A 16,271-nucleotide genomic window follows, 5' to 3' on the forward strand; every position below is an offset into this window, starting at 1 on the left:
TATTTTTAATTACTAAAATTCGGAGATATATGAAAGTTCTGGTTACTGGCGGTGCAGGATTTTTAGGAATTAACTTAGTTCGATATTTACTTGAAAAACAATACGATGTCGTTTCACTTGATGTTGCAAAATTCGATTACACTGATGTACAAGACAAAATTAAAATTGTAACCGGTGATATTAGAAATGAAAAAGATGTTTTAAATGCGATTGATGGTTGTGATATAATTATTCATTCTGCAATGGCACTTCCTCTATACGAAGAAAAAGAAATTATGACAACCGGAATTGACGGCACAAAATTACTGCTCGAAATTTCAAAACAGAAAAATGTAAAAAGATTTATTCATATTTCGTCAACTGCGGTCTACGGAATACCTGATCATCACCCGCTTTATGAAACAGATAAACTTGACGGCGTTGGTCCATACGGAAAAGCTAAAGTTAAAGCGGAAGAAATTTGTGAAGAATACCGTAAAGACGGAATGTGCGTTCCAATACTCAGACCGAAATCATTTATAGGTCCGGAACGATTAGGAGTATTTGCTCTGCTTTATGATTGGGCACTTACCGGTCACCATTTTCCAATGATAGGAAATGGTAAAAATAGATATCAATTACTCGATGTTGAAGATTTATGTCATGCAATTTATTTAACTCTTACTCTGACAGAGGAAAAAGTTAACGACACTTTTAATATCGGAGCAAAAGAGTTTACAACGATGCGGGAAGATTATCAAGCTGTTTTGGATTATGCAGGGCACGGTAAAAAGATTGTGGGTCTTCCCGAAATGCCGATTATCTGGACACTTAGATTTTTAGAATCGTTAAAACTTTCTCCCCTTTACAAATGGGTTTATGAAACCGCTTCAAAAGATTCATTTGTTTCAATCGAGAAGGCTGAAACAGTACTTGGCTATTCACCAAAATACTCCAACAAAGATGCGTTAATCAGAAATTACAAATGGTATCTCGGTAATTTGGAATCTTTTCAAAATCAATCGGGAGTTTCACATAGAGTTCCGTGGAAGCAGGGTATTTTGAAATTAGCGAAGATGGTGTTTTAATTTATACACCAATTAAAAATTCTCTTTCGGTAATTTTAGATTTGGATTTGGACAATTTATAAACCTCAGTCAGCTAATATTTTCTGCAAGTTATGATTTAAATAAAGCACTTCTCTACCGACCTTTTTGCTCTTTAGCAATCCTACTTTTTCAAGTTCTTTCAAATATTCTGCTGCTGTTTGTCGTTTAGCAATTCCAGCATTCACAACAAACTCGGTTTTAGAATAAGGTTCTTCAAAAATTAATTCAACCAATTCTTTAGAATAGACACGCGAAGGAAGTTTTTTCTTTGCCTCTTCTGTTGTTCTATCAACAAGTTTTTTAATCTGCACTATTTTAGCCGAGGTAAATTCAGCAGTTTCTTTGATTGCATCTAAAATGTATAGAACCCATGGCTGCCATTCATTTTTTTCGGTAACGTTTCTTAGTCGTTTGTAATATTCATTTTTATTTTCGATAATATATTTGCTCAAGTATAAGATCGGCAAATCAAGTTGACCTTTCAGAATTAGGTAAAGTACATTTATTATTCTACCGACTCTCCCATTTCCATCATTAAACGGATGAATCGCCTCGAATTGATAGTGTATGAGAGCCAATTTAATTAAGTCATCTAATTCGTTATCTGCATGAATAAACTCTTCCAGATTTCTCAACTTATTTCGAATTACCTCTTCTCCTTCAGGCGGTGTATAAACTACTTCTCCTTCTGAATTAGAAATTTTTGTTCCCGGTGTTACTCTAATACCCGCATTTGTCTCCTTAATTTTTTGATAAATTCTGATATAAAGATTTGTCGTTAGAAGTTTTCTTGTTTGCAGTTCTTTATAACCTTCCCACAAAGCTTCACGGTAGCGTAAAACTTCTTTTGTCTGCGGATCAAAATTATTTGCTGATGAAGCCATTGCTTCGTAAAGTTTATCGTTGGTCGTAATAACATTTTCTATCTCAGAGCTTGAACGGGCTTCCTGTAAAGGCAGAGTACTAATTAATATTGATTGATTGGGAATTGTTTTCGCTACGCCTTTTAATTCGGCAAGAGCCTTATTCGCTGAAATTGCAGCCTTCAGGATTTCCTTAGTTTCCAATTCAATCTTTGGAGGAAGCAACGGAAGATTGTTATATGGAATTTCTCTATTAAACACTTAAGACTCTAATTTTAGAGATAAATTAGGCTATTTTGTGCTCAGATGCAAACAATATGTCGAAATTTTCTCATTTCTTCGACACGTTCATCCAACATGTCCACAACATCGACACATTATAAATACATGTCGATATTTTCGTTAAATTACGACACATCCCTCAAACATGTCGAAATCTTCAACACAAACACATTGGCTTGCAAGAGATTCCATCTTTTGAAAGATGGAATCTCTTAGCTTATAAATATTCATCCAAATTAATAGTTCTCTCTATACCAATGTCACTCAAAAAATCTTTATCATGCGAAACGACAATAATTGCTCCGTTAAATTGATTTAATCCATTTGTCAGTTCTTGTATGCTTTCCAAATCGAGATTATTTGTCGGTTCGTCAAGAATTATTAAATCGGGTATGTTATAAAAACTAAGCAGACAAGCTAATCCGGCACGCATTTTTTCTCCGCCGGAAAGCACGTTTACTTTTTTGAATACATCATCTTTGTAAAATAAAAATCTGCCGAGTCTAATTCGCAATTCGTATTCAGGTAATTTCCCTTGCGAAGCATTTTTAATATTTTCCAGTAAGGTTAATTCGTCATTTAAAATGGAAGCATCTTGATCCAAACTTCCTATTTTGTTTGTTCGAATTGACAGTTGTCCAATTGATGAGTTTAATTCGCCACGAATTATTTTCAGAAGTGTAGTTTTACCGCTTCCGTTTTTACCTTTTAGAACAATTCGTTCACCGCCGTAAATTGTAAAGGACATATTTTCTTTCCACAAAGTTTTGCTATCATCATAACTAAAATTTATTACTTCGGCTGTTACCAAATTAGAATGTTTTTGTTTTGCATTCTGTTCCAGATCAAACTTGATATTATAATTTGAACGTTGCTTTGATTTTACTTCAGAAAGTTTTCCTTCAATGTCATTAATCTTTTCGTTATGAATATCATTCAATTTCTTTAATGTTTTTTCACCGGATCCTTTTAATTGGTTTGCCAAAATTTTCGGCATATTGGATTTAATGGCTTTCTTTTCCCCGGAAATATTTCTTTTTAGTTGACGCTGTATTATTTCCTCTTTCTGTTTTATTGCTTTCTTAAATTCGGATGTCACATTTCTTAATTGACTTTTAAATGCTTGGTCTTCAAGTTCCTTCTGGTCGAAATAGAAATCGTAATTACCGCCGTAAGATTTTAATCCGAATGAAGTTAATTCAACAATTGTATTCATCAACCGCAATAGACTTCTATCGTGACTAATAACAATCATTCCCTTCTTCCAATTCCTTACGAAATCATAAACTATTTCTCGCCCCTCATAATCGAGATGGTTTGTTGGTTCATCAAGTATGATAAAATCCGGATTACTCAACAGTAGTGATGCAAACAAACATTTTACTTTTTCTCCACCGCTTAATGAATCGTATTTCCTAGACAGATCAATATGAGAAATATTCATTTTTTCTTTCACGATGTCGATTCTATTTTCGAGTTCCCAATCGTCATCGAGAATGAGTAAATCGTTTTTATTTCCGATTCCCTCTTCCAATCGTTTAAGTGCATCGTACTTTTCTTTTATTAAAAATACATCTGCTACGGTTTTACCGCTCAACTCAGAAAAGTTTTGAGGCAAATATTTTACCTTTCCAAAAACTTCAACGTTTCCGCTTTCCGGAATCATTTCTTTCTCAATAATTTTTGCAAGTGTGGATTTACCAATGCCATTTTGACCAACTAACCCGGTTAATTCAGGATTGAAGGAAAAAGAAAGTTCATCAAAAATTTTAGTTCCGTTAGGAATTTTATAAGAAATGTTCTTAAGGATTACACGTGACATAATCACTCCATTGATTTTGGTTACAAAATATTGCTGTCAAATGGAGTTATATTTTCACGTTTTTATCCTCGTTTTATGTGATGTGATCGGCAAATTTAATAATTTTAAGAAAACTTGACAATTGTTTATAATAAAAAACCACAATAAAAATTCTATATACTTAGCAAGTTATATTCATTAACTTTGGAAGTAAAACATTCCGAATAACTGGGCATCTTACCATGAACGAAAAAGTATTGAAAGCAAAATTAGTTAATGACATTTCTATAGAAGTGATTTCAAAAAGTATCATTAAAGAAGCAAATGAAATCGGTTTTCAACGTGGCGATTATATTAAGCTGGCAAATTTATTCTTAGATTCTGCTTTAAACATCGAAGTAAATAATAATTCTTCTAAAGAAACCGGATACAATATAAAAGCAAAAGTAAAACTTCCGCTTACTAGTACCAACCTCAAGATAAGAGAATTTATAAAGAAAGAAGATTCAGAAAAACTCAAACAATGGATGGAAGATGAGATTGGCAGATATTTTATCCTAACTCGGGCAACTTCACGCGTTTACAATGTTGATAGATTAATTGAAGATGACAGACATGTTCTTGGTATTATAACTCTTAAAGATGATACACCAATCGGTTTGTTGGCTTTTTTAGATTATGATAAAGATCAAAATAAAGCCGAGTTACGAAAACTTATTGGTGAACCGGCACATCGCAGTAAAGGATATGGAAAAGAAGCAACTAAACTTTGGATTCAATATGGTATTTCAAATCTCGGGCTGCATAAAATTTACTTAAATACTCTTCAGACAAATGTTAGAAATATCCGGCTAAATGAGGAACTCGGATTTCGAGTAGAAGGAATATTACGCAACGAATGTTTTATTGACGGCAAGTACCATGATCTATTAAGAATGGGTTTAGTCGTTGAATCGTAAAAAAATATTAGCTGCTTAAATTTTTACTAGCTCCAGACCTGTTAAGTCGCAAAAATATTCTAACACAGGAATTAAATTCCCATAGGTAATAACATGATGGTTGCCGAAAGTATTTTCCATCCATTTTTCAACGTTGCCATTTATTTTTATTAATGCTTGAGTTCTGCATAGATTCGCAACTTTCATATCACTTTGGATGATATTCCCTTGAACGGCCAATAGTTTATCAAATGAACTGGAAAATCTCATGATAGTAACATCGCCGGAATTAAGCGGGCCTCTAATTGCGGTACTTTTATCTGATTCCATGTGCGTCGTTAATCCGGATGAAGATAAATCAGCAAGAAAAGAAGTCGGAACAGTACAATGAGCAAATGTTATTTCATTATTCTCGTAATTGATTGAAGATGGGTTTGCCATCCATACCGCATGTCCGCTTAAATATTGCGCAACCATCATTGTAAAAGTTGTCGGAATGTCTCCTTCGCAGCCTGAAGTTATACCTTCATCATTGCAGAGACTTATTCCCATACAAGCTGTGTAATTATAAGGCAGTAAATCAAAACATCTCACCGAAAGTACATCGGCTTTATTTTCTTTAGCAATTTCTTTTAACGCCAGATAAACTTTGGCAGAATCGTCTAATGATTCTTCATCAACTGAAACTTCCTTAAAAGAAGCTTTCCAATTTTCTTTTACTACTTGATAATCGTTAACGGAGATTGCATTAACTTTTTTAACTATTTCATCCACACTGAGTTTTGTATACTTTGTTTTAAATTTTCCGAAATCATTAAACTTTTTAGAAGTCAATAACCAATCCGATGGGTCACCGATAAGACAAAAATTTGCAAGGTTAATTTTATCAATCGCGGAAATCACATTACAAAATAACTTTGCTGCTTTAATTTTCTCTAAGTCATTCTTGCCATAAGCAATTTTAACCGAATAATTTTCTTTTAGATAGGCATATGATTCTAAAGAAGACGCAAACGAATTTCCTTTCGGATCAGCCAAAATTAAAGTAGGCGTATTATTATAAGTTGTAATTGTTTTTATACAATCTTCCGTACCACCCGAGGTGTTAACAATAATCGCAGCATTTGTCTTTTCCCTTACATCGTTAAAATGCTTGTCCAATAAATTTGACGAGTTGAAATATCCTCGGAAATCAATTGAAGAATTTTGATTCACTAATTCTTCAACCAGATGTAAAGTCATTTTTTCCAGATGTTCCAGGCTTTCTAAACCTGTTCCAACAACATAAAGATTGATCATAAATTTTAATTCCAATTGCTTATTCATTTCAAAAATAACCTATTTTTTGGAGAAGTAATACTTCGTTTGTGTGACCATTCTGAAAGTGACGATCATTCTACGAAGTAAATAATTCTTTATAATGATAAACCAATTTTATAGATTTGTCCCCAATTTTATTTATTTAAAAGTTCTATTAATTATTTAAGTTGCTTAAAGAATTTTTATTCGACTCAATTCTTAGCATATCCATTATGAAGGATATATGTTCAAGCCAAAATTATTTGTTTTATTTTCTTCACTCACCAAAGATCAAATTCTTAAAGACATAACTGCCGGTATTTTAGTTGGGATAGTTGCTCTACCATTGGCGATTGCATTTGGAATTGCATCCGGTGTTTCACCTGAAAAAGGGTTGATAACGGCTGTGATCGGTGGATTTATAGTTTCATTTCTTGGAGGAAGCCGCGTACAAATCGGCGGACCAACCGGCGCTTTCATCATAATCGTTTATGGAATTGTTCAGCAATACGGAGTTAATGGTTTAATGATTGCAACAATTATGGCCGGCGTTATTCTTGTGATTATGGGATTCGCTCAATTTGGTTCGATGATTAAATTTATTCCCTATCCCGTTATTGTCGGTTTTACTAGCGGAATTGCTGTAGTAATTTTTTCAAGTCAGGTAAATGATTTTTTTGGATTAAATATCGAGAATGTTCCAGCTGATTTTATTGAAAAGTGGGCGGAATATTTTAGAAATTTTTCATCGATGAATTATAATACATTATTGATCGGCTCTCTCGCTTTAATTATCATAATATTTTGGTCAAAGATTTCAAAAAAAATTCCGGGATCAATAGTTGCAATTCTTGTAACAACATCCATTGTGCAATTTTTTAATTTGGATGTAGCAACAATAGAATCAAGATTCGGTTCAATCCCATCGTCAATTCCCACACCATCAATTCCGGAAATTGATTTTGCAACAATAAGAGCTTTAATACTTCCCGCAACGACTATCGCAATACTTGCCGCAATTGAAGCACTATTATCAGCAGTTGTCGCAGATGGAATGATTGGTGGAAAACATAAATCTAATATGGAACTTGTAGCAAATGGAGTCGCAAATATTGTTTCACCTTTGTTTGGTGGAATTCCCGTTACCGGCGCAATTGCAAGAACCGCGACAAATATTAAAAACGGCGGACGAACTCCAATCGCCGGAATTGTTCATGCAATAACATTGTTATTGATTATGGTTTTTCTTGGCCATCTTGCAATGTTAATTCCGATGGCAACGCTTGCTGCAATTTTAATTATTGTCGCCTACAATATGAGTGAACATCATATATTTAGAAAATTATTAAAAAGTCCGAGAAGCGATGTGATTGTATTGCTAACAACTTTTTTCTTAACAGTGATTTTTGATTTAACAATTGCCATTGAAATTGGAATGATACTAGCAGTTATTTTGTTTATGAAGAGAATGGCGGCAGTTTCAAATGTAGATGTTGTAAAAAGAGAATTAAGAGATGTTGATGAATTTGTGGATTCCAATTCTATTCAAACAAAAGAAATTCCCGAAGGTGTAGAAGTTTACGAAATTAACGGACCTTTCTTTTTCGGTGCCGCTTCAAAATTTAAGGAAATCATGCATCGCGTAGAAAATCCTCCAAAAGTTATGATTTTAAGAATGAGAAATGTCCCGGCGATTGATGCAACGGGACTTAACTTATTAAGTCAAATATATAACGATAATAAAAAAGACGGAATTCATTTAGTTTTATCCGGTGTACATACGCAACCATTATTTGCCCTAACACAGTACAAACTTATAGACGAAATCGGTGAAGATAATATATTTGGAAATATTGACGATGCATTGGATCGATCGAGAGAATTGTTAGGTCTCCCAAAATTAGGCAGACCGAAGAATTTCGTGCCGGATGTAAAACGAGAGCAGCAGAATTAAGTCCAACTTTTTTACGATTAATTTTCATTTTTTCTTGAAAGATGGTAAAATTATTTTAATATTGATTGACAATAATGATTACAAAAAAGGAGATATAAATGGCAACAAAAAAAGATTATTTAAAAGATGTGATTAAGCATATCGATATCAAAGAACACAATGTCGTAAAACTTGTTGATTCTATGGGCGAAATGGCTTTTAGTGCGAGAGACTTACATCGTGCCGCAAAGATTTATGAAATGATGCTCGAGGATAAAGACAACACAGTAATCTTAACCTTAGCGGGCAGTTTATTCAGTGCGGGTTTAAAAAAGGTTGTCTTCGATATGATCGAAAATAATATGGTTGATGCAATTGTATCAACCGGTGCAATTATGGTTGATCAAGATTTCTTTGAAGCACTCGGATTCAAACATTATATCGGAACACCTTTCTCCGATGATAATGAATTACGCGATCTTCATATCGACAGAATTTACGACACTTACATCGATGAAGATGAATTAAGAATTTGTGATGATACGACAGCAGCAATATTTGATAGTCTTGAACCACGACCTTATTCATCACGCGAATTACTGTGGGAATTCGGTAAATATTTAGAAAATAACGGTGGACCGAAAGTTAATGACAGTGTTGTTTATGCAGCTTATAAAAATAATGTACCGATCTTCGTTCCGGCATTTTCGGATTGTTCAGCCGGATTTGGAATTGTGATGCATCAGCACAAAAATCCCGAAAAACATTTATCATTCGATTCCGGTAAAGACTTCTTAGAAATCACAAAGATAAAATTAGAAAGTAAAGAAACCGGCATATTTATGATTGGCGGTGGAGTTCCGAAAAACTTTACTCAAGATATTGTTGTAGCCGCAGATATTTTAAGCGAAGATGCTCCAATGCACAAATACGCAGTTCAAATTACAGTAGCCGATGTTCGTGATGGCGCGCTATCAAGTTCTACTTTGAAAGAAGCTTCATCATGGGGTAAGGTATCTCAATCTTATGAGCAAATGGTTTATAGTGAAGCAACTCTTGCAATGCCATTGATTGCCGGATATGCTTACCATAAAGGTGCTTACAAAGGAAGAAGTAAGAAGGAATTGAATAATTTGTTTAAGAAAGTAGCTACAACAGTTTAAAAGAAAGGGGCGTTAAGCCCCTTTTTTCTTGCCCTCCGGCTATCTGAGCAGTAACAGTTTCCTAGTTTCACTAAACTGTCCCGATGTCAATCTGTAAAAATAAACCCCGCTTGATAATCTATCTGCATTAAAATCTACTGTGTACGTTCCGGCATGCTGTTCTTGGTTTACTAATGTTTTTACTTCTCTTCCCAAAACATCATAAATCACTAACTTAACTTTTCCGCTGTTTGGGATTGAATAACTTATTTTTGTACTTGGATTAAATGGATTCGGATAGTTTTGTGATAGTTCATATTGAAGTGGAATTCTTTCAATATCTTCTTCAATTTCAGTTACAGTTACAAATCCGGTTAGTTTTACATTATCGATTGCTGCAACATCTCCATCATTGCCTACATATTGCCATGCTAATTTCATATTCGGGTTATTTGCATACTGTGTTATGTCAACATTTTGATATCTCCAACTCCATGGCTGTCCATCGTTATCAGCTTCCCAAATTTGAGTCCAATTTGTTCCTCCATCTATGGAGATAAGAAGTTTTAATGTTGCAGAACTTAACCACGCAGTACTATAACCGGAATAGAATTCAATAGTTGCTGCACCCGTTGCTAATGCAAATGAGGGAGTAATTAACCATTCATCTTGATCCGCAGCTATCCATGGACAGTATGCTGAATTCACGTTTGTCGGATCGATTGAACTAAAGTTGTGATCTGTTATGTTTCCAGCTATCCATGTATTTGTTTGATGAGTTTGATTTATTGTCCAGCTATTTGGCGGGAATTGTGCACCGTCAAATTTTTCGTCTAGCACTACTCTTTGCTCAGGTTCGCCGCCTCCTGCTCCACCACCGTTTGTTGTCTTAAGGATTGTTGAATAACCATAACCATCGATCTGCTCGCTGGTACCAATTGCCCAACCATAATTTTGATCAGTGAATGAAATGGAATACGTGTATGAGTATTCACCTTGCTTTACCCAACTATTGCCGCCATCGCTTGTGTAATAAATTCCATCAGCTGTACCAGCCCATCCTTTGGATTCATCACTAAAATAGATTTCGTAAATTATATTAGTTTGCCATCCTATTGGCAATGGTCTAGCTGTTTCATTCCAGTTTGCACCTCCATCAATTGTTTTATATAATTTATATCCGGCTGCCCATCCAATATGTTCATTTATAAAGAAAATTGACTTTGTCTGTGTAATATTTGATGTATTCTCTATCCAATCAGCTCCACCGCTGGTCGTTTTGTATAATCTAAGATCTGAGGCAAGCCAACCAACATTTGGATTGACAAAAAGTAATGAACTAAAATCATCGGTTGTACCCATATCTCTGTCAATCCAATTTAAACCTCCATCGTTAGTACTCAACAAGGCATCATTAAATGAAATATCTGTGCCTGCTGCCCAACCATTATTTTGATCTGTAAAGAAAATCGTTCTTAGTAGTCTGTTTTCATAACTGGATTGTTCAACCCAGTCAACACCACCGTTAGTTGTTTTAAATATAAACCCATTTCCTCCGCATACCCAGCCGTGGGTACTATTGACAAAATGAATGTCATAAAAGGAAGGGGTCATGTTAAAAGGAAATGATTCTGGAGTTGTAATTGCCCATGATTCACCGTCATCTCCGGTCTTAAGAATACCTGGGCCTCCTACTGCCCAACAAGTATTTTGATTTTGAGCATGAACTGAATTTAACCCACTCAATTGAAAGGATTGACGTCGCCAGGAATTACCGCCATCATAAGTTTGTAATAGCCCTGAACCCGTTACATATCCAGTATTTTCATCTGTAAAATAACCGGTAGGAGTTGAAGGGGTGGAAATATTAAATGTATTTTTATTGTCAGTAATAAAATCAGGAGTATGGTCTTCCCAATCAATTCCAGCATTTGTAGTTTTCAATACACTATAATAAGGCCCTACGGCCCATCCAATGTTGTAGTCAATAAAATTCACTGAGTTCATCGTTCCATCATAAATAATACTTATTGTTGAACCACCATCGGTTGTTTTGAAAATTCCACCACCAATACCAGTGATCCAACTACCTGTAAAATATCCAACATTTTCATCGAGAAAGTAGATACTGGTAAGTCCATTAAATAATGAAACAGTTCTCGTCCAGTTCTCTCCCCCATCATTAGTCTTCCAAACTCCGTCGGCTACTGCCCAACCGACTTGTGAATTTATAAAAAAGATATCAGCGAAATATGTGTATGTAAATTTTGTGACCCAATTTGCACCACCGTCGGTGGTTTTAAGTAAATCACCATAATTACTTACTGCAAACCCGAAACTAGCATCAATGAAAAATATAGAATTAATATCTCCATTAATACTTACCGAGTAATCGTTCCAAGTCAACCCACCATCATTTGTTCCATAGATTGCGCCCCCTCTCCCCCCAACCCAAAAATTTAATTGTGATACTGCCGATACAGAATAAAAATTTGTGGCAGTCGGTATTGAGCAGTTAATCCATGTTTTCCCTTTATCGGTTGTCCTAAAGACAGACCCAGTGGCTCCCGCAACAAATCCATTATATTGATCAATGAACTTAACAGAATGAGCACCCGCACTATTTGGGTATAATAATGATCTTTCCCATTGTGCATTAGTGCTTGTACTGACGAGCAAAAAACCAATCGCAAAAAGAAGTATTATTTGTTTCATAACATCCTCACGTATTTATTTAAAATGATTTAAATTCATTTCCTGATTAAGAGTAATTTATATTAGTACTAATCTGAATTTCTGGAAGAATGCTTTGTGGCATACTCTCAATGTTTTTATTACACCAATCAATCGCGATTTTCTTGAATACGTCTCTTTTATATTTATACCATTCGTTACCGATGTTGAAGTGCAGAATTAAATTTCTGAGCTGCCAGTAATTGGTATTATGTTCATTCTCTAATTTTGCTACTTCTTCGTATATATCTTGGTTTGGATTATTGCGGAGAAAGTTTAGCATCAATTCATGTTCGTTAATTTCTTTTTTGGTAGGGAGTTTCAAATAATCGGTTTCAGCAAAATCTTCTTTACTTGAATCAGTTTTGGCTTTGATAGGATTTTTTTGTTCATGACTACTAAGGTGAATTAATTCACCTGACAGTTTATGAAGAAAAGAAAGACCATCATCGGAGATAAGTTCTAATTCATTAATAATATCTTCAAGACTTATACTTCTCATTAATAAGTCCTAAAATTTAAAATCAGTTATACTTCCAAAAGAATATAGAGTTAGAATTATGGATTGGACATACCCATAAATGGGTATTTAAATTTATTAGTAAAAGGATATGCGGACAGAATATAGTTTTAAATCCAGCCTTCAGCCAAACTTTTAGAAACCAATTCAACCGAATTTTTGCAACCCGACTTATGTAAGATATTTTTTCGATGTGTTTCAACAGTAGCTTGTGAAATGAAAAGTTTTTCCGCGATAGTTTTTGTTTTATTTCCTTCAGATAGAAGTTTTATAATTTCTATTTCCCTCTTAGTAAAGACGATTGGCGGACTATGATCACCAGCATTTTCATGTTTTGTTGTATCAATATCTAAATTTAGGTAAGATGGTTCATCCATTAAACCAATCAAAGAAAATTTGTAATTATTTGTTTTTGTAAGATGATTAATGTTCGTATGTATATTAAGTGACTTGATGAATTTATAATTTTCATCCATGCTGACGACCAATGCTTGGTGATTAAATAACTCATAGCTTCCATCAGCAACTTGTAATCTAAAATTATACGATCCTTTGTATTTAGTGAATTTGTCAGCTCCGATTTCGGAGATTATAAAATTCAACGCTTTCTCTTCGGCTTTGGTCACAAATTCGATATCGTTTGGATGTGTTAGATTCAAAATATCATCTATATTCTTAATCTCATTTGGATTAATTCCATGAATAAGTTCAAAACTTTTACTTAAGTGTGAGAGGCTCATATTATTGAAATCTATTATATAGGAATAGCAAGGGCCTGAAGAGAATATGGAACTAAGAATTTCATCAAAGTTGATTTGTGCTAATTCAGTTGATGAGCTCTGTTCATTTTGAACTTTACTCCACACTTCATGCATAAGTTGAATTTCATCATTCATTTTTTCATCTTACTTTAAGAAAAATTGTATTGATTTAATGAAAGGGGCACGAAGCCCCTTTCTATTGCTTATCGCTACTACCTGAGCAAAATCAGTTTCTTTGTTTCAGAAAACTGATCTGCACGTATACGATAAAAATACACACCGCTTGATAAACTTTCAGCATTAAAATCAATAGAATATGTTCCCGCATTCTGAAATTCATTAACTAATACTTTTACAGTTCTTCCTAATACATCATAAACTACAAGATTCACTTTACTGCTCGCCGGAATTGCATAATTAATTTTTGTACTCGGATTAAACGGATTTGGATAGTTTTGAGAAAGTGAATAATTAACCGGGATTTTTTCATCTTCTTCTTTTATGTCTGTGACAGTTACAAAGCCGGTTAATTTAATATTGTCTATTGCAACAATATCCCCATCATTACCAACATATTGCCAAGCTAATTTTATATTAGAATTATTTGCATATTGTGTTATACTTACATTTTGGTATCTCCAGCCCCATGATTGACCGTCATTAACAGCTTCCCAAATTTTTGTCCAACTCGATCCGCCATTTGTAGAAATGTGAAGTTTTAAAGTTGCTGCACTTAACCATGCTGTGCTGTAGCCGGAGTAAAATTCTATTGTTGCATCACCGGAAGCTAAAGCAAAACTTGGAGTGATTAACCACTCATCTTGATCTGCTGCCATCCACTGACAAATAGCCGAGTAAGTGCTTGTAGGATCAATAGTATTAAAATTATAATCTACAACATTACCGGCATTCCACGTATTTACCGCCTGCAGCTGAATTCTGGTCCAGCCTTGGGGTGGAAAAGTAGTTGTTTCAAATTTTTCATCAATAACAATTCGCTCTTCTGTTCCTCCACCGCCGCCTCCTGTATTAGTGACTGCTTCATAAATATCCAATCTGCCGTATCCAAAAATTGAGTTTGGTAGTGATGAGAGACCTGTTGTATTGGTGTTGTTTGTAAAAGCAGAATAAATTTGTGATGGCGTTAATGATGGATTTTTCTGAAGTAATAACGCTGCCGCTCCCGCTGCCATTGGACATGCCATGCTTGTGCCTTGCATCTTATAATAGTTTGCATCTCCACCGGCAACTCCATCATTATCAATCCAAGAAGTCGAAATGCTGGTATAAACATCAGTATCTCTAAGAGAGAGAACAACATGCCCTGGGGCAGTAATATTTGGTTTTTGGTGACCATCAACTCTCGGACCTCGGCTTGAGAAATTAGCTATTCCATTTAAAGTATTACCGGAGTAATACCATGAACTCCCATTAACATCCGTCCACATTTCTCTTGATACGTAAGCTCCAACTGCGTATGCATAATCAGCACTTGCCGGACTTCCAATTGTGTAATCTTGATCGGGATTTTGAAACGTTGTATAGGAACCCCAGTCATCATAAATATGAAAGAATTGATTGCTTGATGAGTTATTTACGACTTTCAAATAATATGTGCCTGCTTGTCTTATGTAAAAATTATAATGCGAATATCTTGATTCTGTTCCTCTCAGACTTTCAAATGGATTTTGATCTTGAACCACATCATTCAATTTATTAAACGAAGCATCATAATATTCAAGTGATAAATTATTTCTCGTTCCCAAACCATCATACCAAACAAGATTAAACCAAAGAGTCGCGTCAGCATCACCGGGATCGGCAAAATTAACTTGTATAAAATTAGTTGAACTGTTAGCGTTTACGGTACCGGAATAATGTCTTCCTTGTGCGGCAGAGTTTCCAGCCGAAATAAAAAATGGTACTCCTTGGTCATAAACCCAATCAGCTTTTTGTTCAATTGCTTCGCTTCCGTCATGAAAAGTATTCCATCCACCGTAACTCATGGAAAGAACATCAACATTATAAACACTAACTGCGGCATCCATTGCGGCAATTTCAGCAGCACTTGAAGCTGATGAAGATGCATCACCACCAATTTTTAAGAATACTAAATCAGCTCCGGGTGCGACACCGGTAAATGGACCTTGCCCGTTATTTACATGTGAATGACCAGCAGATAAAGTTCCTCTTCCCAAAACTGATCCGACAACATGTGTGCCGTGCCCTGATGTAATGTTCTCAACATCGGGATCTATATTCGGATAATCCCAATAATCCATTGCCGTATATGAGCTAGGTAAATCGCTTCCCATATAATAAGAATCAAGTCCTGAATCCAGCACACCAACCGTAACACCGGAACCATCATAACCCAAGTTCCAAACTTGTGGTGCGCCTATGCTTTGATTACCATTATTATTATGAGGGATAGATTCATGTTCTGCGGTATCAATCTTTTTAATAAAATCAAATGAGATTGTGTTTTCAAATTTATTAACAGGCATTGCGGCAACGATAAATCCATAAGGATGATTTTCCGAAGGAGGAGTCCATAATTCCCAATAACAATCGAGTCCTTCCGCATAAAGAATTTCCTTTTGTAATTCCGTTGGTATTGAATCAAAATACAAAACTACTTTTGTAAAACTTTGGCTTTGAGTGATTTCTCCTTTTGAAAGCTGATATTTCTTCGCACTTATCTTTTCAATGAGTTTACCACTCAATATTTTACTTTGTTGTGCTTCGGTTAGTTGAATGTAATTCTCCTGCTGTAACAAAATTCGTTCAGAATTTGATTTTGAAAATTCAACTTGATCTATGATCTGCGCTGGGATGAGCAAGTAGAATAGAGAAAAAACTATAATGAATAGTTGTTTTTTCATTTGCGGCCTCCAATTAAGTTTAGTCA

The 16,271-nt window shown here is 34.8% G+C and carries 11 protein-coding genes; 4 read left to right on the forward strand and 7 right to left on the reverse strand.

The window, feature by feature from the left end; genetic code table 11:
- The first annotated feature begins 29 nt into the window (after nucleotides 1–29).
- On the forward strand, nucleotides 30–1,067 hold the full coding sequence (locus tag QY331_12315) for an NAD-dependent epimerase/dehydratase family protein (protein ID WKZ68735.1): 1,038 nt from the start codon (nucleotides 30–32) through the stop codon (nucleotides 1,065–1,067).
- A 65-nt stretch (nucleotides 1,068–1,132) separates the two neighbouring features.
- Here the strand turns inward: QY331_12315 and QY331_12320 are convergent, their stop codons facing one another.
- Both QY331_12320 and QY331_12325 read right to left on the reverse strand, forming a co-directional pair.
- Nucleotides 1,133–2,212, reverse strand: a complete 1,080-nt coding sequence (locus QY331_12320) for a Fic/DOC family N-terminal domain-containing protein (protein WKZ68736.1) — start codon at nucleotides 2,210–2,212, stop codon at nucleotides 1,133–1,135.
- A 238-nt stretch (nucleotides 2,213–2,450) separates the two neighbouring features.
- A complete protein-coding gene (locus QY331_12325) occupies nucleotides 2,451–4,055 on the reverse strand; it encodes an ABC-F family ATP-binding cassette domain-containing protein (protein ID WKZ68737.1) in 1,605 nt (534 codons plus the stop codon).
- A gap of 221 nt (nucleotides 4,056–4,276) precedes the next feature.
- On the opposite strand from QY331_12325, the gene QY331_12330 reads away from it, so the two are divergent.
- Nucleotides 4,277–4,993, forward strand: a complete 717-nt coding sequence (locus tag QY331_12330; protein ID WKZ68738.1) for a GNAT family protein — start codon at nucleotides 4,277–4,279, stop codon at nucleotides 4,991–4,993.
- A gap of 15 nt (nucleotides 4,994–5,008) precedes the next feature.
- Here QY331_12330 and QY331_12335 read toward each other — a convergent pair whose 3' ends face one another.
- Complete coding sequence (locus QY331_12335; GenBank protein WKZ68739.1) at nucleotides 5,009–6,298, reverse strand: hypothetical protein; 1,290 nt, start codon at nucleotides 6,296–6,298, stop codon at nucleotides 5,009–5,011.
- A 217-nt stretch (nucleotides 6,299–6,515) separates the two neighbouring features.
- Between QY331_12335 and sulP the strand changes: the two genes are divergently transcribed.
- Nucleotides 6,516–8,225, forward strand: coding sequence for a sulfate permease (gene sulP / locus QY331_12340; protein WKZ68740.1), 1,710 nt, complete (start codon nucleotides 6,516–6,518; stop codon nucleotides 8,223–8,225).
- A gap of 98 nt (nucleotides 8,226–8,323) precedes the next feature.
- The gene (locus QY331_12345; protein WKZ68741.1) at nucleotides 8,324–9,367 is read left to right on the forward strand and encodes a deoxyhypusine synthase; all 1,044 of its coding nucleotides are present in this window, start codon (nucleotides 8,324–8,326) and stop codon (nucleotides 9,365–9,367) included.
- A 39-nt stretch (nucleotides 9,368–9,406) separates the two neighbouring features.
- On the opposite strand, the gene QY331_12350 is transcribed toward QY331_12345, so the two are convergent.
- The 4 genes from QY331_12350 to QY331_12365 form a co-directional block, all read right to left on the reverse strand.
- The gene (locus QY331_12350; protein ID WKZ68742.1) at nucleotides 9,407–12,061 is read right to left on the reverse strand and encodes a YCF48-related protein; all 2,655 of its coding nucleotides are present in this window, start codon (nucleotides 12,059–12,061) and stop codon (nucleotides 9,407–9,409) included.
- 46 nt (nucleotides 12,062–12,107) lie between these two features.
- The gene (locus QY331_12355; GenBank protein ID WKZ68743.1) at nucleotides 12,108–12,581 is read right to left on the reverse strand and encodes a UPF0158 family protein; all 474 of its coding nucleotides are present in this window, start codon (nucleotides 12,579–12,581) and stop codon (nucleotides 12,108–12,110) included.
- Nucleotides 12,582–12,709: 128 nt separating this feature from the next.
- Nucleotides 12,710–13,495 carry a LuxR C-terminal-related transcriptional regulator gene (locus QY331_12360; GenBank protein WKZ68744.1) on the reverse strand — a complete coding sequence of 262 codons (786 nt, stop codon included), beginning with the start codon at nucleotides 13,493–13,495 and terminating at the stop codon, nucleotides 12,710–12,712.
- Between the two features lie 77 nt (nucleotides 13,496–13,572).
- Nucleotides 13,573–16,245: a S8 family serine peptidase gene (locus tag QY331_12365; GenBank protein ID WKZ68745.1), complete on the reverse strand. Its 2,673-nt coding sequence runs from the start codon at nucleotides 16,243–16,245 to the stop codon at nucleotides 13,573–13,575.
- Between the last annotated feature and the right edge of the window lie 26 nt (nucleotides 16,246–16,271).

The organism is Melioribacteraceae bacterium, from assembly GCA_030584085.1.
Taxonomy (GTDB): Bacteria; Bacteroidota; Ignavibacteria; order Ignavibacteriales; family Melioribacteraceae; genus SURF-28.